This is a genomic window from Spirosoma sp. KNUC1025 (assembly GCF_045160025.1).
GTDB lineage: Bacteria > Bacteroidota > Bacteroidia > Cytophagales > Spirosomataceae > Spirosoma.
Genome location: NZ_CP087139.1, coordinates 3,557,974 through 3,580,505, shown reverse-complemented (window position 1 = coordinate 3,580,505; position 22,532 = coordinate 3,557,974). Strand labels below are relative to the sequence as shown.

The following is a 22,532-nucleotide window of genomic DNA, read 5'->3' as shown; positions in this document are numbered from 1 at the left end:
TCTATATCCCGCCTTCCACATTGAAAACACCCGATGGTTTTCGGATCGCGTACTGCGTAAAGTCCTGATTAGCATCCAGGCCAATCCCATAAAGCTTTTCACCGGTTAAGTCACTGAGGATCGTCACCCGCTTATCCGTATATACCTTTTTAGTCGCCGGATTCCAGGTAAGCTCTGAAGTGAGTAGTTTTTCCCGCTTTTGCTTATTGATGACAACAACATGGCCGGTCACTACATATAAATCTCTGGACTTGATATAGCGGCCTGAGTCAGAACGAAGTGTGGTCATTTCCTCTCCTGCAGGACCGTAAAAAACAATGTTAATAGGCTTGGGATACTTCCTGTCTTCGTTAAGGTAGCGTAGTTGCTTAGGCGTTTTTAGTCTGACCTTTAGCACTGCAGCCTCGCTGTACAACAACTTAACATCGTTGATTTCTTCAATCGGGCCTTTATATGGTTCAATCTTTTTATTCTGTTTGGGCTGCTCACAGGCGGCAAAGAAGAGAGCGAAACAACCAAGGGAAACAAAATACAAAACCGCCTGAAAGTGCCTTTTTAAGTGCCCCAGGCGATTCAGTTTTTCATTACCCATTATCCATTGTGCATTATTCATCAACCACTTTAGTCAACGACCTGTTTACGGAACCACCAGTCGTTCAGCGAGAATCCGAGTGCCACTCGCACGTACTGCTCCCGAATCTGGGTTCCCGTTAATACACCCCGTTGCCCTCCAACCAGCGACAGTGTTACGTGGTTAACCAGATAAGAACCAAGCGGTAATGATATGCCCAGGCTCCCGTTTATATCGTTGATCTGGGTTCCATTCACCAAATACGGCTGTCGATTATACTGGAAACCAACGCGGTAGGTAATCAGATCGCGGTATCGATTCGAAGCAGGCTTAGGCGTGTATTCCAAACCAACACCCAGGGTCATAGCGTCGGCAAGATTGCCCAGTCTGTTATCAGCTGTACGGTATTTTGACCACTGCTGAAACCCAACATCTACACCAATCAGCAGTGTATTATTCTTCTCGATACTAATGCCAAAGTTCACTTGCTGGGGCAAGGTGGCTTTTGCTGTCGAATTAAGCCGTAACGTATCAGCCACTGCTCCCAGATACGTCTTCTGATAAATATCTGTCTGGGTGGCTTTAATTCGTGTTTCAGGGTCGTAGGTTGCCCCAAGATTCAATGTCCACGTATCGTTCAGCTTAGGTCGCCATGCCGCTCCCAGTTTCCAGACGATATCACTATAGTTTACACGATTCAGATGGGTAACGCCTACGTCGGTTGTATTACTGCCAAGCACTAAAGCTGAATTTGACGAATACGTTGTGTTGCCGAACAGAAAGGCAGCCTCTACGCCAGCATAGATATTTTTTGTAAGGCGCACCCCATTCGAGAACGTTGCTTTATTCAACCCGCCCCGGCCTGTATAGTCATATTGCGCGAGATTACTTGTTCCGGGCACAGTCGTCAACTGCTGCGTGTGATAATTGACATACGTATACGGCTTGAGGCCGATTGCCATATTCCAGCGCGAATTAGCAGGAAAAGCCAGGGCCAGATAGCCCAGATTACCGGCTGTTGCACGCTGGCTCTGCAGACTGTTGGTTATATACTGGCTAAGACTTTTGGTTTCACCAATCAGACCTACCTCAAACACAGTAAAGCGTGTTCTACGTGCCAGCAAAGCGGGGTTTTGCAGGTTCAGATAGAATGAACTGGCATTACTAATGCCTACCCCTCCCATCCCGATATTTGTTACGTTACCCGGGCTGTATAATTCGCCGATACCCAGAGCCGAATAGGGTGAATTCCCTAATCCCTGCGCCAGTACCATCGGCGATGTTGCGGCAACAGCCAGCAAACTATGCGTTAACGTCTGGCGTATTCGCTTGTAAATTCTCAACATTATAGCGTAAAATTCGATTCAATCCAATCAGCACCAATTCGGGCACTGCAAATATCGGGGGTTTCAAACGACTTTCAAAGGCAGATATATCGCCACCGCAAGCCAGGACCTTAATGTCAGGGTAATCCAGGCGATACATCTCGATGATCGTATTCATTTCATACAGTAATCCGTTCATTACGCCACTCTGCATGGCTCGTTGCGTATTCTTCGCCGTTAAGCCGGGCCATTCAACGGGTGTTTCAACCAACGGCAATCGAGCTGTCTGCTCATGCATAGCCCGAAATCGCATACGTAACCCCGGCGAAATCAATCCACCCTGAAACACCGCTTCCCGATCCACAAAGTCGGCTGTCAGACAGGTTCCCAGGTCAAGTACAAGGCAGTCCTGACCCGGAAATAACGTAACTGCCCCTACTGCGGCAGCCACCCGATCGGCACCGAGAGTGGCCGGTGTGTCGTATGCCTTACGTATGGGCACAAGCGTTTGACTATCGAGCACCCAAAAATCACTAACCAGACTTCTCAACTGAGCACGAATTTCATCAGCGGGTCGACTCGTCGAAGAAACCAGTATATGGCCCATAGAACGCTGTTTAAGGGCATTCTGCAATAAACTTAACGACTCATAACGTTGTGTGTCAATCAACAGGGAGCCTTCAAACCAGCCCACTTTCAAGCTCGAGTTACCCCAATCAATTACCAGACTCAATTCAGCTGGCTTATGGTACGTATTTCCTTTCATTGGCTCTACGAAGCAGTCAACGCTTATTTAATCAACAAAATTTGTATTTCTCCGGCCTTTTAAGGATTTTTAACGACAGAAAGGTTCAACAGCCAATCCCTCATAGCAAATACCTATAGATCGTTAAGCATCTTTTATATCAACAATTTTATGTTGAAAATGGAAACATTTAATTTGGAATAACGTTATCTTGACAAGATCGGAGCAAATGATTACCTTTGTTACCATCAATCGGGTAGCAGGTAGTATTTTCGACAAAGCAGCCTAACGCTACGGCCAGCCGTTGTAATGGCAAACTATCCGTTTCCAAACGTTTTGATACCCACTCTGTCTGGCCCCACCAGGCATCAATGTTTGGATTAGGTATATCATCCCAGTTTATACTTTTGACCTATTTTCGTCTCGTAATTACTTGCAATCAGTAAAGGTTAATTTGGGTTATCAATCAGTAGCCCCGCCATCAGGCTTATCTGGGTTTGTTTACCTGCCTATCAAAACAGCCATTTCTTATTTCAACAATCCCCGTTTTCCATCTTCACCGCTTCAGCGGTCCTTTTAAGGTTTATTGCTAACCTGACCTGTATGTTTAAGAAAGAAGAATTAGATAAGAAGCTTCTCTCGGAGCTTCACCCTATTGCCGAACAGTTCGGCATTCGTAATGTTAGTAAATTCACCAAAGAAAAACTGGTTTACGAAATATTAAAACAGCAATCTGAACGTCCGGGGCCAGAAGGTACCGACGAAAAGATCGTTGCTGAAGAATCTCCAAAGCGTAACAGGAAGCCAAAGGCTGTTGCTGCCCCTGAAGCTGACACAATCAGCCAGCCAGTTGCAGTTGATGGTATTCCCACAACGCCGGAAAATAATTCCCGCGCTCGTCAACGTCCGCGGAAAGAGAGTGCGCCTTCTGCTACTGTTGACGATACGTCAGTAGCAATCGCAGAAGCAGCGCCCGCTGTAAGTCAACCTGTTGTGGCTGAACCCGTACCGACCCCGGCTAGTACAGCACCAGTTGAACCGGTATTCAGTAGTACAGAGGTTAGCCCGGAAATAAGCCAACGCGATAACTCATCCAATCAGCCGATTCGAAATCGAAACGAGAATGGGCGCGAGCGCAATGAGCGTAACGATTCAAATGGCCCTACACCAGGTATAGATCGATCCATGCGGCCGGGTAATCCACGTAATGACCGAAATACACGGCCGGATTCGAATCAGTTCCGTAACCCTCGCCCAGACGGGAATTCGTCGGGACAACGGGATTCAAGACCACGCCCTGATAATAACCGGGACCGTAACGATCTGCCCCGTGATCGCAATAATCGTGACGGAGGTCAGCGCGACAATAACCAGCGACGTGATCAACGGCCACGTACTCCGCGCGTTCCTTCCGATGAGTTGACACTGACCTTTGGCGAACAACCTGAGGAAGAATTTCTGACTCCAACTGTTGTATCGGACGACAATGCCGCGAACATGCAGTTGTCGAATGAATCTACTGCGGCTCCCGAAGCCGTCGCTGAGCAGCAGCCATCAGAGGTCATCAACGATCCCCAGGCACCACAGCAACAGCAACCGCAGTCGGAATCCGCACCATCGACTCAACCGCAACTTCAGAGCCCACCACGAGAAGCTCAGGAGTATCAGAGTCGTATCCGACGTCAATATAATCAGCACATTCGCGAATTCGACGGAATCATTGATAATGAGGGCGTTCTGGAAATTATGCAGGATGGTGGATACGGTTTTCTCCGATCTGCAGACTATAATTATTTAGCCAGCCCCGATGATATTTACGTATCCCCTTCCCAAATCAAACTGTTTGGCCTGAAAACCGGCGATACGGTACGTGGCTCGATTCGGCCACCGAAGGAAGGCGAAAAATATTTTGCTCTGCTGCGCGTTTCGACCGTAAATGGGAAAACGACAGAAGAAATTCGTGACCGGATTCCGTTCGAATACCTGACTCCGCTCTTTCCGGATGAACATTTGCGTTTGAGTAATCGTCCAGAAAATTATTCGTCACGGATACTGGATTTATTCGCCCCAATCGGAAAAGGTCAGCGTGGTATGATCGTTGCTCAGCCTAAAACGGGTAAGACCGTACTGCTGAAAGAAATCGCCAACGCTATCACCAAAAATCACCCAGAGGTCTATCTGATTGTATTGCTGATCGACGAACGCCCGGAAGAAGTAACCGATATGGCTCGTAGCGTAAATGCAGAGGTAATTTCCTCTACGTTTGATGAGCAGGCCGATCGGCACGTGAAAGTTTCGAGCATGGTGCTTGAAAAAGCCAAGCGAATGGTTGAGTGTGGTCACGACGTAGTGATCCTGCTGGATTCCATTACGCGTCTGGCACGAGCCTATAATACGGTGGTTCCCTCTTCAGGTAAAATCCTGTCGGGTGGTGTAGATGCCAACGCGCTGCACCGGCCTAAGCGATTCTTTGGCGCAGCCCGTAACGTTGAAAACGGGGGTTCACTGACCATCATCGCTACCGCCCTGATCGATACAGGTTCGAAAATGGACGAGGTGATTTTTGAAGAATTTAAGGGAACCGGTAATATGGAACTTCAGCTCGACCGGAAGTTGGCCAATAAACGGGTTTATCCGGCAGTCGACGTATTGTCTTCGGGTACGCGTCGGGAAGATCTGTTGCTGGATAAAGAAACCCTTCAACGCGTCTGGATTCTTCGGAAGCATATGGCTGACATGAACCCTATGGAAACGATGGATTTCCTGCTCGACCGGATGAGAGGCACCCGTACCAATGAGGAGTTTCTGATTTCGATGAACCGATAAAACCCAGTTTTTCGAGTCAAAAACACAGAGAGCACTGTATTTAGCAGTGCTCTCTGTGTTTTTGACTCGAATAGATTTAGGCTTTAACTTGCATAAAAATCAGAATAAATATGAGAGATCTGATTCAGTATGCGATTCCCGGCTTTGTTATTCTGTTGATTGTCGAAATTTTAGTAACAGTCAGGCAACAGAAAGACTATTATATCTTTAAGGACACGGCCAGCAGCCTATCCATGGGGATTGGCAACGTCATCATCAGTGCCATTATCGGGAAGGCTGTTGTATTTGGTGCACTTTCGCTGGTCTATCAATTCCGGCTTTTTACCATCGACATGACGCAGTGGTGGGCGTGGGTGATTTTGTTTTTCGCCGAGGATTTCAGCTACTATTGGTTCCACCGAATCAGCCACAGCAGCCGGTATTTCTGGGCTTCGCATGTTGTGCATCATTCGTCCGTGAAATACAATCTGGGCACTGCGTTACGTCAAACGTGGACCGGTAATATCACGGGAGCGTTTATCTTCTGGCTTTGGCTGCCCTTACTTGGGTTTTCGCCCGTCGCGGTTATGACCATGCAGGCTATTAGTCTACTTTATCAGTTCTGGATTCATACGGAACTCATTCATAAACTCCCTGCTCCGATTGAGTTTATGTTTAATACTCCATCGCACCATCGCGTTCATCACGGCTCAGATTTGGCGTATCTGGACAAAAATCATGCGGGTATTCTAATTATCTGGGACCGTTTGTTCGGCACATTCGAACCTGAGCGTGCCCGACCCACCTACGGCTTAACCACAAACGTCGATTCGCACAACCCGGTACGTATCGCTTTTCATGAGTGGAGTGCCATATGGCGCGACCTCAGCCAGTCGGGTTCACTTCGTAATGCACTTGGCTATGTTTTTGGCCCACCGGGTTGGAGCCACGATGGCTCTCGAAAAACAACCAAGCAACTGCGGGAACAGCAACGAGAAGTGTCAGAACATCATTAACTGCCTGATAAATTGTAGGCTATTTAGCCTTTATTTACGCTATGCTTCACGTACTAAAAAAACCGCGTGTTGGTGGTGTAATTTAGCAGCTGTTGCGTATTAAAGAGATTATTCAGCAGGGTGATGTTATTCAATTGCGCCTGCTGATACGTCCGAATTTTGTCCAGATAATCGAGTAAGCCAATCGTTCGGGCGTTGTATGCTTTCGTCGCTTCAATCGAAATATTCTGGATCGAATTCAGATACCCATCGGGGCGGCCTTTCAACTGATCATAGTAGGTGTTCAGTTTGTCGTATGCATTCAGTACGTCGCTCTGCACAATCGTCTGCTGATTTTCCAGCCCGCCCGTTACAGCTTTTAAGGTAGTTTCTGCCGAGCGAATGGCGCCCTGATTACGGTTACGTACCGGCAAATCCATCGACAGTTGAAAGCCAGTAAAGTTGTTATAGGCATTTCCGTATTTCTCAAACAACAGGCCTGTTGTCAAATCAGGGGTCCGACGGGCTTTTTCGAGGGCGACGCTACGTTCTGCATTGTTTATCTGCTCCTGCGACAGCCCAACGTCGGGCCGGTTCGTCAGCGCGGAGTCGATGGCAACAGCAACAGGTGGCAATGTGGTTTGTAAGGCTGGCAATTCGGCAGGTAAAATAAAAGTATTGCCGGGCTGCCGGAGCAGTACGCGCAACGTAGCCTGATCGTCAGCAATTTGCGTACGATAATTGGCCCTGTTGGCCTGTAGGTCCCGGATGGCTACCTCAAGGCGTGTTACCTCATAAGGCGCGATGCCGCCCGACTTAAGAGCAATCCGATACGATTCAAGCAATCCTTGCTGCCGGGTAAGTTCATCTTCAAACAGATGCAATGCCTGCAGGTCATAATAAAGATTGGCGTAGGTTGTATAGAGCTGATAATGAAGCGTCCGCATGATATCCCGAAAGGCCAGCCGGGCCAATGATTTGTTACTCTCGGCCAGCGCGACCAGTTTGCTACGTTTACCAGCCAGTAAAATCACCTGCTGCAACTGGACGGCATAATAACCGCTATTATAAATCCCGGCGGCTTTATCAGCCTGCGAAGGCGGGCCAAACGGCAAAAATTTTTGCGTGTTGGGGTTATATAAATTTCCCTGAAACCACAGATTCGGATTAGGCCGTAACCCGGCCTGCGTAATGGCGGCATCGGCTATATCGATCTGATAGCGTTGAGCTAGTAACTGAAAATTGCGCTCAAGAAACTGCTGCTCAAGTTGCGGCAGGCTCTGGCGAGTTGTATCGACAGCTGTGGCATTGGAAACAGGTTGTGCTGACAGCGGAGAAAGTGCACTTAGTCCGCCCAGAAGCGTTCCAACAAGCCAAACGTATGTTATTCGAAAGCGAGACATAAACAAAACACAGGATATTACAGTGTGCGGCTGATTCTGACGGCAAGTAGTCTTTCTGCTGTTAAGGTGTGGTTAAAGCGTTATTAATTATTTCTTAAAAAAGATTAAGCCGATCAACCAGCCCAGATGCCACGCTGAAGGCACTGTATAAATCCCGTTAAGAAATTTTAAAAGAGTTTTAATGAGACTTTAAAGCCGATTTAAAGTTGAGAAGGCACTTTTGGGGCGAAATAATCCCGGCTGGCTTTCGGCGTATGAAAATATTATTGATTCAAAGCGATCATGGCTATCTCGATTTTCTGCATCAGACCCTAATTGATCGTCAGTACTCCATGAAGGTAGCAACCGACGGGTACACAGGGCTTTCCATGGCTCTTCACGCGCGGTTCGACCTGATCCTGATGGATACTCAACTTCCCCGTATGGACGGTTTTGATGTAATCAGGCGGCTTCGGCAGGAAAATGATTCGACGCCTGTCATGCTTACATCGAACCAGATTGAACCCGCTGATACGGCCAGAGGTCTCTACGCAGGCGCTGATGATTACATAGCGAAACCCTGTGATCCCGACGAACTACTAGCCCGTATTTATGCCCTCCACCGCCGACGAACGGGCGGTTTTAATGCTCCTACAATCCTGAGTGTTGCCAATCTCGAACTGAATGTTGCGGAAAAAGTGGCCTATCGCGCCAGTAAACGTATTAGTCTGACAGCCCGTGAATTTCAGCTGCTTGCGTTCCTGGTCGAAAATGCGGGGCGCGTAGTTACGAAATCGCAAATCCTTGCCAAAGTATGGGACAGCAGCGAGGCTTGTAGTACCAATAAAGTGGAAGTGTATATAAACTTTTTACGTAAAAAAATTGATCGGGGCCATGACCATAAACTGATTCATACGGCCATGGGCGTTGGTTATTTACTTCGATCAGGTATATGAACTAACACTCTGCTCATTTTTCGGATTAAAGTAGGCATGCTATCCTCTACAAAATCAAGGCGTTGGTTCGTGCTTTTTCTGTCCCTGGCGACAACTGCCGGTTGGGCGCAGCAGGATAACAATAATAATTACCTCGATTCGCTAAAAACTGAAGTCTTCATTCCCAGTTTCGGTCACACGCCTGCTTCAGTCGGGAATCTACCCTACCGATCCGCCGTACCTGCTGGCCGGAACCGCTTATGGCGGAATTAAGTATGGGTTTGGTCTGAATGCGGAGCAGCCACTTGGCGATAGGGGTGGCGTTTTCGGGCGAGTAAGCTGGAACGATGGACAGACGGCCACCTGGGCATTCACGGAAATTGACTATAGTTTTACGCTGGGAGCGTATATTGGTGGGCCCCGCTGGCATCGCCAGCATGACGCCGTGGGAATAGCCCTGGCCAGCAATGGGATATCATCGGAGCATGCCGCTTTTTTGAATGCGGGCGGAGCGGGATTTATGCTGGTCGATGGTCATCTGCCGACTTATAAATCGGAAAATACACTTGAAGTCTTTTACAAAGCCCGACTGGCCCATACGCTTTTTTTAACGGCTGACTATCAGTTAGTTCAGCATCCGGGTTATAATGATGGCCGTGGTCCTGTGCATTTGTTGGCCCTACGCACTCACGTAGATTTTTGAGTAGGTACCGGTGCCATAGAGCTGTAATTCACGCGAAATTATTTAGTTAGTTTCGTCTGCCAGCGGCTACTGAAACCGAGTTCATAACCAAAAATTATTTTTCTGGTTAGTACAGCATTATGATAACGGTTGGTCTGCTTACTTTTTTTTACTTACACCGCAGCTCGATTCGCTTCCGTCGACCGACACCATGCCCTCGGTACGTCCAAAAATCAGGCCTGCGTTTAATCTTGATTTCCGAAATTCCTTTCTTGAACATCAGCGTATCAATGTATGGGGTGTGAATGCCGGAGTCACCTACGGCACAAAACGGCATCAGATAACCTTGGGCTATTACTGGATCAACTACGCTACGTATCTTCGGCTTATCGACTGGCGACGCGATGCCGCCCGACGTATCAATCTGGATTATTACACCCGTACGGATATGTGGTTTATGAGCGTAATGTACTGGTGGAACCTGACTAATAATAAGAAATGGATGGTAAGCATACCGGTTGAAGCGGGTGGCGGAGTGGCTTATGCTCTGCCGACCAGCCTCAACAAAGAAGTGCAGATAGACCGAACTCAAAGAAGCTTTCTGGTTCCGTTACAGATCGGCGTTTATGGGCAGTGGCGGGCAACCCGCTGGGCCGGCCTTAGCGCCCAGATGGGCTATCGATTTGCGGTATTCAGAACAGCTATCAATCAGAATTTCAACGGTAGCTATTACAGCATCGGCATTACGATTTATCCGACATTAGCGACGGACATCTGGCGATGGGTAAAAACAGGTGACCGAATTTCACCCGTTCATCCACCCAAACCCAGAGAAAAATGAAGAGATCCGTTGCTTCACAACTGACATTGCACCAGATTATTATGCTGGTGCTCTCTGTATACGTAGTTATCGCGTTGCTGATTCGGGAACTGATTCCTATTCATGAGCAGAGCCGCGAACTGCTCGATCAGATTGATGCGGGTATTTGTGTATATTTTCTGTATGATTTCTTTCTTCGGCTTTACCAGGCGCCAAATAAGTGGGTTTTTCTACGTTGGGGCTGGATTGATCTGATAGCCAGCATACCCGCTCTGGATTGGTTCCGGCTGGGGCAACTCGTGCGTGTGTTTCGTATTCTGCGGATGATCCGTTCTTTTCGCTCGATCCGCGACTTTCTGAATTACCTTTTCCGCGACCGGGCGAACGGTACGCTGGCAGTTGTGCTGCTCAGTTCGGTTCTGCTCATGATCTTCAGCGCCATTGCCATTCTGTACGTTGAGCGGGTCCCCGAAGGAAATATCAAGACACCATCCGACGCTTTATGGTGGTCTATCGTTACGATTACTACGGTCGGTTACGGAGACCGATACCCCGTTACTACACTCGGTCGGCTCATAGCGGCCGGGCTGATGGTTGCTGGCGTAGGTTTGTTCGGTACGTTCACTGGTTACGTAGCCAATTTCTTCGTTGAGGATGACCAGCAACAAACCGACAACGACATGCACATCCTGATCCGTGAGGTGCGTCAGTTACGCAAGAAAATCGAAGAACTGGAGAGAAAGAATAATGGATGATAGCTAATTAGATAAAATCATTCATCATTTATCTTTCATAATTCATCATTCATTTCACTACCTCCCCTCCTTTGCTACGCTGGTTGGCAAATCGTAGAGCAACCACGTTTTGTTTTCGATAGACGCTGATTTCATTCGGATCAGATTGATGAAATCCGTAATACCAGTTGGCTCATTGCCGTTGGCATGAATCAGCACCAGACTGCCCTGCTTTGGCAGTTGATTCTTGGCTAGCCAGGCGTCACTACCGATGGGTAACAGACCAAATGCCAGGATTCGGTCGAAAACGGCTTTGTCGGAAACCAGTCCCGGAAAGCGGAAGAAAATAGACGGAGTCAGACCATGCAGAAGCATAGCCTGCTCATTCAGCAATACCTCGTCATTCAGGTTCGTGTTGGCTTCGAGCAAAAAGTTTACCGGCAATGGTAGTCGGGGGCTGTACCGATGGTGATAAGAATGGTTGACCCACGTAATAGCCAGCTCACCCCGGCTGACTAAATTCTTCAGATAATCCAGGTCCTGCAGATGTTTTTCCATCCATAAGCCTGTAATGGTGATAGTTACGGGAATTGGCTTTTCGGCTGGTTCAAACGCCCGAATCAACTGTTCGAAAACAGAGCGAGTCAATGGTTTGGTAGATGGGCACAGGTCCATCGTTAGGCTGAAACCGCGCTCAGTCGTGTCGGTACGTTCGATGCCCGCGTCCTGCAAATTCGTGTCTCGCTGCTGCTCGGAATGGAGCGCCCGTCCGTAAGACGTTTGGCTAATGCGCTGCCATACATCTTTCCAGGGTAACTCCTGAACAGCATCCGGCAGAAGTGCCACAACCGATGTTTCGAGTGTTTGGGGATTCAGAACCAGATAGCGGGTCTGTGTATTTTGGTGCCATTGGCGCAAAACAACCTGCTGAGGTTTACGCGTCGTAACCCCAAACCATACGCGATAACCGGCAAGTTGTCCGAACGTATCGAAAGCCCACAACAGGAGTAGGCTGACGATTGACGAGAAACGGGCCATTTTTGTAACCGCCTTCTTATTGGGAAGTTTATTGATTCCTTGGAGTCAACTGGCAGGAATGACCTGAGTTCATATTGAACCCAACGGATCAATAAGACCAACCCTTTATCAGAAATCATTGACACTATACTCCTTCGATACTACCCGGTTCCATTCGGGATGGCGCTTCAGATAAGCCGATACAAACGGGCACAACGGCACAATGGTAAGGTTGTTCTGTTCAACATATTCCAGAGCGCCCTGTACAAGTTTTGAGCCGATCCCCTGCCCTTCCAGACTAGGATCAACTTCAGTATGGATGAGGGCAAGTGTGTCATCATCAATTCGTTTGTACTGAATAATAGAGAGTTTACCCCCGGTTTCTGTTTCGAACCGATGCAGGTGGGTGTTGTTACGTATGTCCATACCGTTTACGTGCTTGAAAGTGCACTAGCCATTCTACGCAAAAAAGTCGCTGCTTGTTCAACTGAATCCTTGTATTTTGCGGTACGTATCACACTTACGTATCCATGAACCGCCTTGACCGACTCACCGCCATCCTGATCCATTTGCAAACCAAACGAGTGGTGAGGGCTCAGGAACTGGCCGACCGATTCGGAATTAGTCTGCGAACTGTGTACCGGGATGTCCGGTCGCTGGAAGAAGCGGGCGTACCCATTGGCGCCGAAGCCGGGGTGGGTTATTTCCTGACGGATTATCATCTGCCCCCCGTTATGTTTACGGGTGCCGAAGCCAGTGCCCTGTTGCTGGGTAGTAAACTCATTGCCAAATGGGCCGATGAATCGGTACGTACTGAATTTGAATCGGCTCTGTTCAAGATTAAATCCGTTATGAAGCGCTCCGATCAGGAGCGGCTTGACGACCTCGATGCGCATATCAAGGTAGCCCGGTACGCCCACCGGCAACCTTATTCTGATGGGCTGTTGACACATATTCAGCAAGCCATTGCGCAGAACCATGTTCTCCAGCTTCAGTATCATTCGCAATACAACGACGCCGAAACGCAGCGCGAAGTTGAGCCGCTCGGCCTTCATCATTACCGGATGGGCTGGCATTTGATTGCGTTCTGCCGAACCCGCCAGGACTACCGCGATTTTCGCGTTGATCGCATACGCGAGTTGATTGATACGGGTCAAAGGTTCGCCCGCCCGGAACGCTTATCCTTACAGGAATATCTCAACCGGATTGGCGAAGATTGGTCGGTTGTCGACGTAACCATCGTGTTTCCGAAATCAGTTACCCGGTTTATTCAGGAGCAGAAACACAGCTATGGCTTTCAGCAGGAGGATGATCTGGGCGATCATATCAGAATGATTTTCCAGACCCCGTATCTGGAAGGATTAGCCCGCTGGCTGCTGATGTTTGGCAACGCCGTAACGATTGAGCAGCCCGATCAGCTTCTCGTCATGATGCAGAGGCTGGCCGACGAAATCCAGACTCATTACGCTGCCCATCCGGTAGTAAGCGAAACGTAGCGAAAACGATTCGTCTTTTATTTCCCGATTCTAAGATTGACTGCTGACATACTGTTGTCAATAGGTTAAGCGATCTTTGCCTCAAACAAAATCAACCATTATGCGACATGACCTGATTGTTTCCCAATCTATCGACATCAACGCCAGTCCATCAAAGGTTTGGGATGTTCTGACCGATCCTGAGCTAATTAAAGAGTATCTATACGGTACCGAAACCCTGACAGACTGGAACATTGGCAGTGAAGTGATTTTTCAGGGCGACTATCAGGGACAGCAGTATCGCGACAAAGGAGTTGTTCTCGATAACGTACCGAATGAATTCCTAAGCTACAGCTACTGGAGTGGTTTTTCGGGTGCAGAAGACAAACCCGAGAATTACTCGACCATCCGGTATACGATTAGCAAACCGAATGATACGTCAACAACCTTCACCTGGACACAGGAAGGTTTTGCTACAGAAGACGGCTATAAACATTCCCAAAATGGCATAAACGCCTTACTGGAGCAAATCAAGAACATTGCTGAACGATAATTCCATAAAGATTACGTCATCTTACAAACGTGTGGAGACGTATCGCCCTACCTGATTATGAAATTGAACGCAGGCATTATAACAGATCAACTGGCCGAGACAAAAGCCTTTTATTGCAACGTACTGAACTTTGGCGTTACGTTCGAGAACGATTTTTATTTACTACTTCACACGCCGAACCATCAGGCAGAACTGAGCTTTCTGTTGCCCAACCATCCATCGCAGCAACCGCTTTTTCAGTCGGCCTTTACTGGCAAAGGCGTTTTCCTGACTATTGAAGTCCCAGACGTTGACGAGGAATACAATCGCATAAAAACAACAGGTGTGCCCGTCGCTGTTGAATTGCGGGATGAACCCTGGGGAGACCGGCATTTTTCTGTGATCGATCCAAACGGAATCGGAATCGATCTGGTCACCTACGCCCCACCTCCCTCTGTGTAGCTTTTTGGCGGTTTACTAAACAACCCGAAAACGCAATGCTTTCGGGTTGTTTACTTTCCTGCCTACTATTTGAACGCAGGTATTCCTGTAATATCAGCGCCTAAAATCAGCAGTTGAATATCGTGGGTGCCTTCGTACGTACTGACGGATTCCAGATTCATCAGATGGCGCATGATGGGATATTCGCCGGAAATACCCATAGCCCCCATAATCTGACGGGCGTTTGACGCTACTCGCTGTGCCATTTCAACATTGTTACGTTTGGCCAGTGAAATCTGGGCATTAGTGGCTCGATCTTCGTTTTTAAGCATACCCAACCGCCAGCAGAGCAGTTGTGCCTGCGTAATGTCGGTGAGCATTTCGGCCAGTTTCTTCTGAATCAATTGAAAACTGGCAATGGGTTTGTTAAACTGGATACGTTCAAGGGCGTAGCGTCGGGCTACTTCGTAGCATTCCATAGCAGCCCCCAGCGCTCCCCAGCATATGCCGTAGCGAGCCTGTTCCAGACACTTTAGCGCGCTTTTCAGGCCGTACGCTTCCGGTAAAATGTTTTCTTTGGGTACCTGTACGTCCTGAAAAATCAATTCGCCAGTACTACTGGTTCGAAGCGACCACTTATTTTTGATCTCATTGGTGGTAAAACCCTCCATGCCCCGCTCCACAATCAGCCCCCGAATCTTTCCCTGATCATTACGTGCCCAGACAATGGCAATATCAGCAATGGGTGCGTTGGTAATCCATAGTTTCGAGCCGTTGAGCAGATAGTAATCACTACGTTCGATGAAATTGGTTTCCAGACTTCCGGGGTCCGACCCGTGGTTAGCTTCCGTCAGGCCAAAGCATCCCAGCAATTCACCTTTGGCCAGGCGAGGCAGGTATTTTTTTCGTTGCGTTTCAGTGCCAAACATCCAGATCGGATACATAACCAGCGAACTCTGCACCGACACACACGAGCGCATTCCCGAATCGCCCCGTTCAATTTCCTGAGTCATCAATCCGTAAGAAATCTGATCAAGGCCTCCTCCCCCGTAGTCGAGCGGGATGGTAGCCCCAAATACCCCAATCTGGCCGAATTTCTGCACCAGTTGCATCGGGAATTCAGCCCGCTGGGCGTACTCCTCCACAATGGGCGTAATCTCGCGTTTCACAAAGTTGCGCACAGCCGACCGGACCAGCTTGTGTTCGGCCGTTAACAGATCGTCAATACAATAGAAATCGGGCGATTCAAACGAATCTACCTTATTTCGGGGCGGAGTCAGGGTTGTGGCTTGCATACTGTGTCAACTCTAAATTGGGAGGCTTGTTACCAAAAAATCAATTTTTTATCCGTCTTCTTATGAATTATTTTTCATCGGTAAGCGCACGTAAGTAAACTTATTTTTAAAAAGATAACACACGTCTAACAAATTCGGGACGTAACAGTGCTGCTACATCCCGAATGGCTGATTTCGCCAGCAGCTATTTCATAGCAGGTGAGGTGTTACGTAGAAGGACCTGGCCTGCTCTCTCAATATCGCCAGCTTTTCAGATCAGCCCCTTTAGGAGCCGACTCCTCAATACGTTTCAGGATTTTGTCGACATACATGGTATTGTATCGGAGTCGGCTGATATAGTTTGGCTGCGTAGGGTCGCCATTCCAGCAATGTTCGGCTCGGTCGCCGTAAGCCACTTCGCTGCTGGCCGACGGGTTCTGAACGCTTTTCAGGAAATCCTCCATCAGATAGACCGCATTATTCAGGTAATAATTATCCATATCGCCACAGTAGATATGAATTTTACCCGCCACCTTCGGTCCCAATGTTTTCCAGTCGCGCCGAAGAATATGGAGCAGATCATAATGCTCGCGCCAGTACGTTGCCACGGTAGAATCAATCTCGCCGGTGAGTTTATTCCAGATGCGTTTCGGGTAGCCATCGGCCCCAACGGGCGAGTAAACAGCTTCCCAGATATCGAACTGATCACCAGACCGCGAGTGGGTGCCGAGGGTCAGCTCCCGGTGGTTTGTTTCTTCCATGGTCACTTTCACCTGACCCAGATAATTCCGCTGGCTAGGCCGGGGCGTCCGCCGAAATGGCCCTTCGGTATAGTACGCATTCTTGTCTTTGTAGAGGTTGAAAACGGTATACGCGTCAAACGCAATGGGATCAGGGCAGGCCGCAAAACAGCCGTTAAACTCATCGGGATAAAACACCTGGGCGGCCAGCGCTTCCCAACCGCCTGTACTGCCTCCGTACGTAAAGCGTGCCCAACCTTTCCCAATTCCCCTAAAGCGTTTTTCGATTTCGGGGAGGAGTTCGTACATGATCGCGTCGCCATACGGGCCAAGATTTTCAGAATTAACTGCATATGAATCATCGTAATAGGGATTGGCGTGCTGAATCTCGACGATCAGCATTCGGGGGAAATCCTTACTGGTCCACTTCTTATAAAAATCATACGCTTCCTGCGCAACAATTTTCTTATAGCCATGAATATGAAACCGTTCGACGTAGTCGGTGGTGTCCATATTGGCGGGCGGTGGCGTTTCGCTAAAGCCGTCGAAATCAGCCGGAAAATGGCCGTGGAAGATGCACAGCGGATAGCGAGCATCGGGGTGTTCATCGAAACCAGCCGGAATCAAAATATTAGCTCCCAAATACATAGGCCGCCCCCAGAATTCAGTCAGGCGCTTGCTCTGGATTTTAATATGCTTGACAAATCGGGTGTCTTTCGGTTCCGGAATAGCCGGATTCACCTGGTCCAGCACGACCGAAATCGATTGTTTAGCGACTGATTTTATCGTGATTTTTCGGGGTTTGCTAAACAAATTACCGGGAGCCGTTCGCCAGTTCTGCCCCTCTCCCCGATCCATCGGCAGCTTAACCGTATGCCCATCGCTACGCTTAAATGTTTCGTACTTATGAAGCACGGCCTGCACGTAATAATCGCCGGGTTTAAGGTCTTTCAGGCTTCGTTTTGGATAGCCAAACACGCTCGCATCAATCGTAGCTGCCTGGCCCGGTTTTAGCCCATTGACATCGATACCAAACAGCTGTGCCGTTTCAACCGCATCACTCACCTGCTGCCGGGGTTCAGGGTTCGCTGTTTTTGCCAGGATCAGCAATACGCGCCCATCCAGCGACTGCTGATTTAGTGAAGCCGGAAAAGTGACGGAAAAGGTTGTTTGCGCAGACGTTACGTAGGGCAGTAAACTGAGTGAGAGGAGGAACAGGTGTTTCATGAGGCCGTTCAGGTTGATTTACAGGAGGTAAGATACTGAATTTTCCAGTTTCTCCTCCCCTCATCCTGCGTCGCTGCCTACTGATAAACCCGTACGTAGTCGATCTCCATACGTTGTGGCCAGATGGTTTCGTCAACTCCCTTCTGTCCGCCCCAATTGCCGCCGACTGCTACGTTCAGAATCAGGTAAAACGGCTGATCGAAAGGCCATTGCGCTTCCGTATTGCCTAACACTGATTTTTGAACACTGTAGTATTTTTGGTTGTCTACAAAGAAATCAATCTGATCGGCGGTCCATTCAATGGCATACAGGTGAAAATCTGTTGTTACGTTCGGAACTGAAACGGCATTGCCTTTTTCTGTTTTTCGGGTGTGGTTGTACGCTTCAGTATGCACAGTGCCGTGAACTACACCTTCATCGAAGCCCACGTGTTCCATAATGTCGATTTCGCCACCTTTTGGCCAGCCCGCCTTCGAAATATTCGTACCTAACATCCAGATGGCTGGCCAGGTGCCTACGCCTTTTGGTAGCTTCGCCAGCGCTTCAATACGTCCATATTTCCACGTTTGTTTCCCCTTTGTGAGCAAACGTGCGGAGGTATAATTTTTACCCTGGTAAACTTCTTTACGGGCTTCAATAACGAGTTTCCCGTTTTCCACACGGGCATTTTCGGGGCGCCGGTCGGTGTAAAATTCCTGTTCATTATTGCCCCAGCCATGTCCGCCAACTTCATACATCCACTTCGTCGAATCGGGTAGCCCAGCTTTATCGAACTCATCAGCCCAGACGAGTTTACGACTAGGTTGTCGCCTATCCACTTCTCTTTCTGGAAGCTGTACGTCAGCCCAACCCGTTCCGAGCCAGACAGCTACCGCTACTGTGTTAATGATCAACAAGCTTTTCATGACGTATGTCTATACTCAGTAATGCTCTCAATTTATCCGTTGAACGGAAAAGCCCAGGTCAGGAAATCGGGCATGATTTTGCTCCAGGTTTTCTGATTATGCTCTCCGCCGATTATCTCTACGTATCGAATGTCGCGCTCACGCTGGTAGCCTTTTTTTACCAGTTCACTAATCAGGTCGAGCGTATCATCAATCGAGTCGATCACGCCGTTGTTGTTACGGTCGCTGGCTTCGTCGTTTGTACCCGTCTCAAACCAGAATTTAAGCGTTGGACTATACACGCCTTTCCGAACCAGATCATGCATGATTCGGTCCGTTTCATCGCGGTACCCTGCTTCGGTGCTTTTACTACGCCACCAGAAGGAGCCCGAAAACACGCCCGCTCGACTAAACCGATCCGGGTGGTGAAAGACAAGGTCAAAAGCAGAAAGCCCACCCAGTGAAAACCCGGCAAATACAGATTTTGCCGGATCGGTGCTCACGCGGTAATGGTTTTTGACAAAGGGTAAAAGTTCTTTCAGTACAAAGTCGGTATACAAGGCTGCTTTACTTCCCCGGTGCATGTAATCAGCCTGTGCCGCCGTTCCATATTCCTGAATCCGGTCGCCAGCATGAATGGCCACTAACACAAAGGGCTGGATGGCTTTCTTTTGGTAAAGCGAATCCAGTACGTCGGTCATCCGCAACCGGGCCAAATCTTGGCCGTCATTCAGATACAGCACAGGATAGATGGCATTGGACGTCTCGTAATCAGCGGGCACAATGATATCCAGATGCACAGTCCGATTGAGCGGAACGGAATATAGTGTGTCATCATACCGGACGCTTACAGCCGGTGGTCTGTCCTGAACAGAAGCCAGTAAAGGAGTAGTCATAAGTACAAGAAACGTCAGAAATACGGTAGTCATTCAGTTGCAAAATAGGCATTTTTTAGACGTTGCTTTGTGCCGACGTTGCCGTTACCAGCTATTTCCTCTATTTTCATCCGAAATTTGTACCTTCTCATCAACCGAACATCATCGTGCAGGAAGATTATCGAAAATGGTATTCGCACCACCTGGGTCGCGATATTGAGATGCTGGTGTACGGCAACTGGGGCTATCCGGTATTGCTGTTTCCGACCTCAATGGGGCATTATTATGAATACAAAGACTTCGGCCTGACCGAAACCGCGCGCTGGTTTGTCGAAACAGGTAAAGTCAAATTATACTGCATTGATAGCATCGACCGCGATAGCTGGTACGCCAAACACCTGCATCCCGGAACCCGCATCTGGAATCATGTTCTTTACGATCGTTTTCTGCATGAAGAGCTGGTACCCGGTATTCAGCGGGAGTGTAACGTCCAGAAAATAGGCGTATCGGGCGCATCGTTTGGTGGCTACCATGCCCTGAATTTTGCTTTCCGCCATCCTGAACAAGTGGGTCATTTGCTCACCATGGGCGCGGCTTTCAACATTAAATCGTTTCTGAGTGGGTATTACGACGACAATGTGTATTACAACAATCCACCCGATTTTATGCCCAATGCGCATAATGACGAATTCTACCACATGAACATCGTGCTGGGTACGTCGGAATATGATTTCTGTAAAGATGCGAACTTCCAGATGTCTGGCATTTTAGGAAACAAAGGCATTCGTCACCGACTCGACGTAACGCCCTGGGGGAACCACGACTGGCCCGTCTGGAAAGATCAGTTTCCAAGATACCTGAGTATGATTTAACCGCGATAACAGGCTGGGGCAACCCCGGCCTGTATCAGCTTATCCCGTACCCACAAACATGGAATGCCTCAATCGACTCCGTGATCATCTCGTTCAGGTTCCTTCCCGGCTGACAGCCATGCCAGCAGCCGAACTGACCCGAAAAGCGCCGGGAACCTGGTCCCGCAAAGAAATACTGGGGCACCTGATCGACTCGGCCGTCAATAACCTCAAGCGCTTTACGGATGCGCAGTTCGCCGAGACCCCCTACCCGATTCAGCGCTACAGCCAGGATCAGTTGGTCATTGTCAATACCTATCAGAACCTGCCCTTGGATCATCTGCTTTCGCTCTGGCAAACCCTTAATACGCAGATTATTTACGTAGCCGAAGCCATGCCCGCCGATACGCTGGCCCGGCCCATCCAGCTAACTTCCTGCGACTCGGCCAATCTTACGTTACAGTGGCTTATAGAAGACTACGTAGCGCATCTGGAGCATCATTTAAATACCCTTCTTTAAGCGTTTTCTGTTCGTCAACCCGATTGTCGGGTAGCTTTTCAGTGTTGGCAACGCCTGCCGTACGCTGAATTCGTATGCCATTTTGGCTTTCTGCCCTATTCTGGCACTTCATCCCGCAGTTCTTCCTGTTGATTGCTTCGTTTTGTCAGTTGGTACAGGATGCCCTTCGTTTGGCTGATTTGGTCCACCACTTTTGTATCACCAGACCGGAAAAACCCGGCAAACAACTTACTTACTTTCAATCCATACCAAGTCAAACAACTCATGAAATCACTACTATTTTTCCGTCGTGCTACCTTATTGGCCCTCTTAGTTGCCGTATCACTATCAGCCTGCAAAAAGTCAAATTCTGATCCAGCGCCTGACATGGGCGCCCGTGTTGCGGGTCAGTACAACTACTCCGAACTAACCACGGGTGGAAAAACCTATCCGGCCAGCCAAACCAATCTGAAAGGCGGCATTCTGGTGACCCGCGAATCGGCAACAACGGTATCCATTGAACTGAACTTCCAGATCAAATCGACGGGCGAAACGTATGCCGAAGACTCCGCCAGTAACGTAACGGTTGTCGAAACCAGCGGAGGCAATGTTGAATATCGTTACGGAGGCAACGTAATCGCTAAGGGCAGCGGCAATAAAATCAGCATCGAAGGCGAAGGTCCCGACGGTGAGCCGTTGACCATCAGCGCAACCAAGTAATCGAATTATCTCCTTTTCCAATACCACCACACCATCCACACATTCATGAAATCGTTTAAAAAGCTTACGTTACTGGCTTTAGCCGCCATTACGTTATCAGGTTCATTAAGTAGCTGCGCTACGGTTTTCGGAGGACGTATCACCGAGTCTCAAAAACGGAAGCCTATGCCCGGCGAGCAACAACGCCAGGTGCGCACGGGAGCACTTATTGCCGATATTATTTTGTTTTGGCCGGGCGCCCTGGTTGATTTTGCTACGGGAGCTATTTACAAGCCGCAGCGGAATACGGTATCCCAACAATTGCCTGCCGATCAGGCCGTTGCTACCGAAAAACGAAATAAGTAATCCTGCCAGTCAAACGTAGCAAATCCCGACAGATACCGTCTGTCGGGATTTTTTTATGCCTTTATCCTCTACCAACCCCATTATTCTGTGTAACTATTCCCGGGGCTACCCTTGTTGTTAGTATGCTTATTTTTTGTCATGTCGACAGTAGGAAGAAATCCCAAAGCCTTGTTTGGGGAATGTTGAGATTTCTCTCTATAGTCGACATGACAAAAAGCCGAAAGGACAAAAACATATGAGCATTTTATAAAAACAAGTGACTACTGGCTTCGCTTAAATTACGTAGCGCTCCAATTACGGTCAGCCGTTACGTAGAAAAGCAACGTCCCCACCGCGTATGCGTGCCGTAGGTACGCAACCAACCCTGTATGTGGCGTACCTACGGCACGCTGACTAGCCCTGAAAACAACTATCTACAAACATCTCGTACCTACGGCACATAAGACAATGCCAAACAGTTGATTAAATCTATTATTATGGTAAAACCGAACAGCTAGACGATTTCATTACTACTGCGTAATCTTTGCTCTTTCCAGAAACGTTACGCCTGTTTACGCTACCAATTGACATGACGACCCAATCGCTCATAGAGAATCCTCCTTGGTCGATTCAGTTGATTAACCGAAATAACTATCAATGAAAAATTGTAAACCTGATT

General features: G+C 48.5%; 25 protein-coding genes. 14 read left to right on the top strand and 11 right to left on the bottom strand.

Features of this window, described 5'->3' with window-relative positions; translation table 11 throughout:
- Position 1 precedes the first annotated feature (1 nt).
- Genes lptC through LN737_RS15590 form a run of 3 tightly spaced genes read right to left on the bottom strand, consistent with a single transcriptional unit; the run spans position 2 to position 2,662 of the window.
- The gene (gene lptC, locus LN737_RS15600) at positions 2 to 613 is read right to left on the bottom strand and encodes an LPS export ABC transporter periplasmic protein LptC (protein WP_405510714.1); all 612 of its coding nucleotides are present in this window, start codon (positions 611 to 613) and stop codon (positions 2 to 4) included.
- Positions 614 to 621: 8 nt separating this feature from the next.
- Positions 622 to 1,917 (bottom strand): OmpP1/FadL family transporter, encoded by a 1,296-nt coding sequence (locus LN737_RS15595; RefSeq protein ID WP_405510713.1) that lies wholly within the window; start codon positions 1,915 to 1,917, stop codon positions 622 to 624.
- Positions 1,874 to 2,662, bottom strand: coding sequence for a type III pantothenate kinase (locus tag LN737_RS15590; RefSeq protein ID WP_405510712.1), 789 nt, complete (start codon positions 2,660 to 2,662; stop codon positions 1,874 to 1,876). Before LN737_RS15590 ends, LN737_RS15595 begins: the two co-directional genes overlap by 44 nt.
- A 582-nt stretch (positions 2,663 to 3,244) precedes the next feature.
- Between LN737_RS15590 and rho the strand changes: the two genes are divergently transcribed.
- Both rho and LN737_RS15580 read left to right on the top strand, forming a co-directional pair.
- Positions 3,245 to 5,467 carry a transcription termination factor Rho gene (gene rho, locus LN737_RS15585; protein ID WP_405510711.1) on the top strand — a complete coding sequence of 741 codons (2,223 nt, stop codon included), beginning with the start codon at positions 3,245 to 3,247 and terminating at the stop codon, positions 5,465 to 5,467.
- Positions 5,468 to 5,577: 110 nt separating this feature from the next.
- The gene (locus LN737_RS15580; RefSeq protein ID WP_405510710.1) at positions 5,578 to 6,462 is read left to right on the top strand and encodes a sterol desaturase family protein; all 885 of its coding nucleotides are present in this window, start codon (positions 5,578 to 5,580) and stop codon (positions 6,460 to 6,462) included.
- Positions 6,463 to 6,515: 53 nt separating this feature from the next.
- Here LN737_RS15580 and LN737_RS15575 read toward each other — a convergent pair whose 3' ends face one another.
- Positions 6,516 to 7,844: a TolC family protein gene (locus LN737_RS15575; protein WP_405510709.1), complete on the bottom strand. Its 1,329-nt coding sequence runs from the start codon at positions 7,842 to 7,844 to the stop codon at positions 6,516 to 6,518.
- A gap of 254 nt (positions 7,845 to 8,098) precedes the next feature.
- Here LN737_RS15575 and LN737_RS15570 point away from each other — a divergent pair, with 254 nt between their 5' ends.
- The 5 genes from LN737_RS15570 (at position 8,099) to LN737_RS15550 (ending at position 11,015) form a co-directional block, all read left to right on the top strand.
- Complete coding sequence (locus LN737_RS15570) at positions 8,099 to 8,779, top strand: response regulator transcription factor (RefSeq protein WP_405510708.1); 681 nt, start codon at positions 8,099 to 8,101, stop codon at positions 8,777 to 8,779.
- Positions 8,780 to 8,848: 69 nt separating this feature from the next.
- A complete protein-coding gene (locus LN737_RS15565; RefSeq protein WP_405510707.1) occupies positions 8,849 to 9,031 on the top strand; it encodes a hypothetical protein in 183 nt (60 codons plus the stop codon).
- On the top strand, positions 8,961 to 9,461 hold the full coding sequence (locus LN737_RS15560) for a carbohydrate porin (RefSeq protein WP_405520421.1): 501 nt from the start codon (positions 8,961 to 8,963) through the stop codon (positions 9,459 to 9,461). Before LN737_RS15565 ends, LN737_RS15560 begins: the two co-directional genes overlap by 71 nt.
- A gap of 190 nt (positions 9,462 to 9,651) precedes the next feature.
- Positions 9,652 to 10,281: a hypothetical protein gene (locus LN737_RS15555; protein WP_405510706.1), complete on the top strand. Its 630-nt coding sequence runs from the start codon at positions 9,652 to 9,654 to the stop codon at positions 10,279 to 10,281.
- Positions 10,278 to 11,015: an ion transporter gene (locus LN737_RS15550; protein ID WP_405510705.1), complete on the top strand. Its 738-nt coding sequence runs from the start codon at positions 10,278 to 10,280 to the stop codon at positions 11,013 to 11,015. Before LN737_RS15555 ends, LN737_RS15550 begins: the two co-directional genes overlap by 4 nt.
- 57 nt (positions 11,016 to 11,072) lie before the next feature.
- Here LN737_RS15550 and LN737_RS15545 read toward each other — a convergent pair whose 3' ends face one another.
- Together LN737_RS15545 and LN737_RS15540 are read right to left on the bottom strand one after the other, a co-directional pair.
- Positions 11,073 to 12,032: a polysaccharide deacetylase gene (locus LN737_RS15545; protein ID WP_405510703.1), complete on the bottom strand. Its 960-nt coding sequence runs from the start codon at positions 12,030 to 12,032 to the stop codon at positions 11,073 to 11,075.
- 108 nt (positions 12,033 to 12,140) lie between these two features.
- Entirely contained in the window at positions 12,141 to 12,437 is a 297-nt protein-coding gene (locus tag LN737_RS15540) for a GNAT family N-acetyltransferase (protein ID WP_405510702.1), read from the bottom strand.
- A gap of 104 nt (positions 12,438 to 12,541) precedes the next feature.
- Between LN737_RS15540 and LN737_RS15535 the strand changes: the two genes are divergently transcribed.
- The 3 genes from LN737_RS15535 (at position 12,542) to LN737_RS15525 (ending at position 14,480) form a co-directional block, all read left to right on the top strand.
- Positions 12,542 to 13,507 carry a YafY family protein gene (locus LN737_RS15535; protein ID WP_405510700.1) on the top strand — a complete coding sequence of 322 codons (966 nt, stop codon included), beginning with the start codon at positions 12,542 to 12,544 and terminating at the stop codon, positions 13,505 to 13,507.
- 100 nt (positions 13,508 to 13,607) lie between these two features.
- Entirely contained in the window at positions 13,608 to 14,039 is a 432-nt protein-coding gene (locus LN737_RS15530) for an SRPBCC domain-containing protein (RefSeq protein WP_405510699.1), read from the top strand.
- A 57-nt stretch (positions 14,040 to 14,096) separates the two neighbouring features.
- Positions 14,097 to 14,480: a VOC family protein gene (locus tag LN737_RS15525; RefSeq protein WP_405510698.1), complete on the top strand. Its 384-nt coding sequence runs from the start codon at positions 14,097 to 14,099 to the stop codon at positions 14,478 to 14,480.
- Positions 14,481 to 14,545: 65 nt separating this feature from the next.
- Here the strand turns inward: LN737_RS15525 and LN737_RS15520 are convergent, their stop codons facing one another.
- From LN737_RS15520 to LN737_RS15505, 4 genes are all read right to left on the bottom strand, one after another.
- The gene (locus LN737_RS15520; RefSeq protein WP_405510697.1) at positions 14,546 to 15,754 is read right to left on the bottom strand and encodes an acyl-CoA dehydrogenase family protein; all 1,209 of its coding nucleotides are present in this window, start codon (positions 15,752 to 15,754) and stop codon (positions 14,546 to 14,548) included.
- 233 nt (positions 15,755 to 15,987) lie between these two features.
- On the bottom strand, positions 15,988 to 17,700 hold the full coding sequence (locus LN737_RS15515; protein WP_405510696.1) for a hypothetical protein: 1,713 nt from the start codon (positions 17,698 to 17,700) through the stop codon (positions 15,988 to 15,990).
- A 77-nt stretch (positions 17,701 to 17,777) separates the two neighbouring features.
- Entirely contained in the window at positions 17,778 to 18,605 is an 828-nt protein-coding gene (locus LN737_RS15510; RefSeq protein ID WP_405510695.1) for a glycoside hydrolase family 16 protein, read from the bottom strand.
- 32 nt (positions 18,606 to 18,637) lie between these two features.
- Entirely contained in the window at positions 18,638 to 19,480 is an 843-nt protein-coding gene (locus tag LN737_RS15505; RefSeq protein ID WP_405510694.1) for an esterase family protein, read from the bottom strand.
- 146 nt (positions 19,481 to 19,626) lie between these two features.
- Here LN737_RS15505 and LN737_RS15500 point away from each other — a divergent pair, with 146 nt between their 5' ends.
- Both LN737_RS15500 and LN737_RS15495 read left to right on the top strand, forming a co-directional pair.
- Positions 19,627 to 20,331, top strand: coding sequence for an esterase family protein (locus LN737_RS15500; RefSeq protein ID WP_405510693.1), 705 nt, complete (start codon positions 19,627 to 19,629; stop codon positions 20,329 to 20,331).
- 58 nt (positions 20,332 to 20,389) lie between these two features.
- Entirely contained in the window at positions 20,390 to 20,830 is a 441-nt protein-coding gene (locus LN737_RS15495) for a DinB family protein (RefSeq protein ID WP_405510692.1), read from the top strand.
- Between the two features lie 95 nt (positions 20,831 to 20,925).
- Here the strand turns inward: LN737_RS15495 and LN737_RS15490 are convergent, their stop codons facing one another.
- A complete protein-coding gene (locus LN737_RS15490) occupies positions 20,926 to 21,096 on the bottom strand; it encodes a hypothetical protein (protein WP_405510691.1) in 171 nt (56 codons plus the stop codon).
- Between LN737_RS15490 and LN737_RS15485 the strand changes: the two genes are divergently transcribed.
- Complete coding sequence (locus LN737_RS15485; RefSeq protein WP_405510690.1) at positions 21,095 to 21,529, top strand: hypothetical protein; 435 nt, start codon at positions 21,095 to 21,097, stop codon at positions 21,527 to 21,529. The genes LN737_RS15490 and LN737_RS15485 overlap by 2 nt on opposite strands.
- Positions 21,530 to 21,574: 45 nt before the next feature.
- The gene (locus tag LN737_RS15480; protein ID WP_405510689.1) at positions 21,575 to 21,874 is read left to right on the top strand and encodes a hypothetical protein; all 300 of its coding nucleotides are present in this window, start codon (positions 21,575 to 21,577) and stop codon (positions 21,872 to 21,874) included.
- The last annotated feature ends 658 nt before the right edge of the window (positions 21,875 to 22,532 follow it).

What these genes read in the sequence shown, in the direction of transcription:
- lptC (WP_405510714.1), bottom strand. Translation starts at nt 613, where the DNA reads ATGAATAATGCACAATGGATAATGGGTAATGAAAAACTGAATCGCCTG.
- LN737_RS15595 (WP_405510713.1), bottom strand. Translation starts at nt 1,917, where the DNA reads ATGTTGAGAATTTACAAGCGAATACGCCAGACGTTAACGCATAGTTTG.
- LN737_RS15590 (WP_405510712.1), bottom strand. Translation starts at nt 2,662, where the DNA reads ATGAAAGGAAATACGTACCATAAGCCAGCTGAATTGAGTCTGGTAATT.
- rho (WP_405510711.1), top strand. Translation starts at nt 3,245, where the DNA reads ATGTTTAAGAAAGAAGAATTAGATAAGAAGCTTCTCTCGGAGCTTCAC.
- LN737_RS15580 (WP_405510710.1), top strand. Translation starts at nt 5,578, where the DNA reads ATGAGAGATCTGATTCAGTATGCGATTCCCGGCTTTGTTATTCTGTTG.
- LN737_RS15575 (WP_405510709.1), bottom strand. Translation starts at nt 7,844, where the DNA reads ATGTCTCGCTTTCGAATAACATACGTTTGGCTTGTTGGAACGCTTCTG.
- LN737_RS15570 (WP_405510708.1), top strand. Translation starts at nt 8,099, where the DNA reads ATGAAAATATTATTGATTCAAAGCGATCATGGCTATCTCGATTTTCTG.
- LN737_RS15555 (WP_405510706.1), top strand. Translation starts at nt 9,652, where the DNA reads ATGCCCTCGGTACGTCCAAAAATCAGGCCTGCGTTTAATCTTGATTTC.
- LN737_RS15550 (WP_405510705.1), top strand. Translation starts at nt 10,278, where the DNA reads ATGAAGAGATCCGTTGCTTCACAACTGACATTGCACCAGATTATTATG.
- LN737_RS15545 (WP_405510703.1), bottom strand. Translation starts at nt 12,032, where the DNA reads ATGGCCCGTTTCTCGTCAATCGTCAGCCTACTCCTGTTGTGGGCTTTC.
- LN737_RS15540 (WP_405510702.1), bottom strand. Translation starts at nt 12,437, where the DNA reads ATGGACATACGTAACAACACCCACCTGCATCGGTTCGAAACAGAAACC.
- LN737_RS15535 (WP_405510700.1), top strand. Translation starts at nt 12,542, where the DNA reads ATGAACCGCCTTGACCGACTCACCGCCATCCTGATCCATTTGCAAACC.
- LN737_RS15530 (WP_405510699.1), top strand. Translation starts at nt 13,608, where the DNA reads ATGCGACATGACCTGATTGTTTCCCAATCTATCGACATCAACGCCAGT.
- LN737_RS15525 (WP_405510698.1), top strand. Translation starts at nt 14,097, where the DNA reads ATGAAATTGAACGCAGGCATTATAACAGATCAACTGGCCGAGACAAAA.
- LN737_RS15520 (WP_405510697.1), bottom strand. Translation starts at nt 15,754, where the DNA reads ATGCAAGCCACAACCCTGACTCCGCCCCGAAATAAGGTAGATTCGTTT.
- LN737_RS15515 (WP_405510696.1), bottom strand. Translation starts at nt 17,700, where the DNA reads ATGAAACACCTGTTCCTCCTCTCACTCAGTTTACTGCCCTACGTAACG.
- LN737_RS15510 (WP_405510695.1), bottom strand. Translation starts at nt 18,605, where the DNA reads ATGAAAAGCTTGTTGATCATTAACACAGTAGCGGTAGCTGTCTGGCTC.
- LN737_RS15505 (WP_405510694.1), bottom strand. Translation starts at nt 19,480, where the DNA reads ATGACTACTCCTTTACTGGCTTCTGTTCAGGACAGACCACCGGCTGTA.
- LN737_RS15495 (WP_405510692.1), top strand. Translation starts at nt 20,390, where the DNA reads ATGGAATGCCTCAATCGACTCCGTGATCATCTCGTTCAGGTTCCTTCC.
- LN737_RS15485 (WP_405510690.1), top strand. Translation starts at nt 21,095, where the DNA reads ATGAAATCACTACTATTTTTCCGTCGTGCTACCTTATTGGCCCTCTTA.
- LN737_RS15490 (WP_405510691.1), bottom strand. Translation starts at nt 21,096, where the DNA reads ATGAGTTGTTTGACTTGGTATGGATTGAAAGTAAGTAAGTTGTTTGCC.
- LN737_RS15480 (WP_405510689.1), top strand. Translation starts at nt 21,575, where the DNA reads ATGAAATCGTTTAAAAAGCTTACGTTACTGGCTTTAGCCGCCATTACG.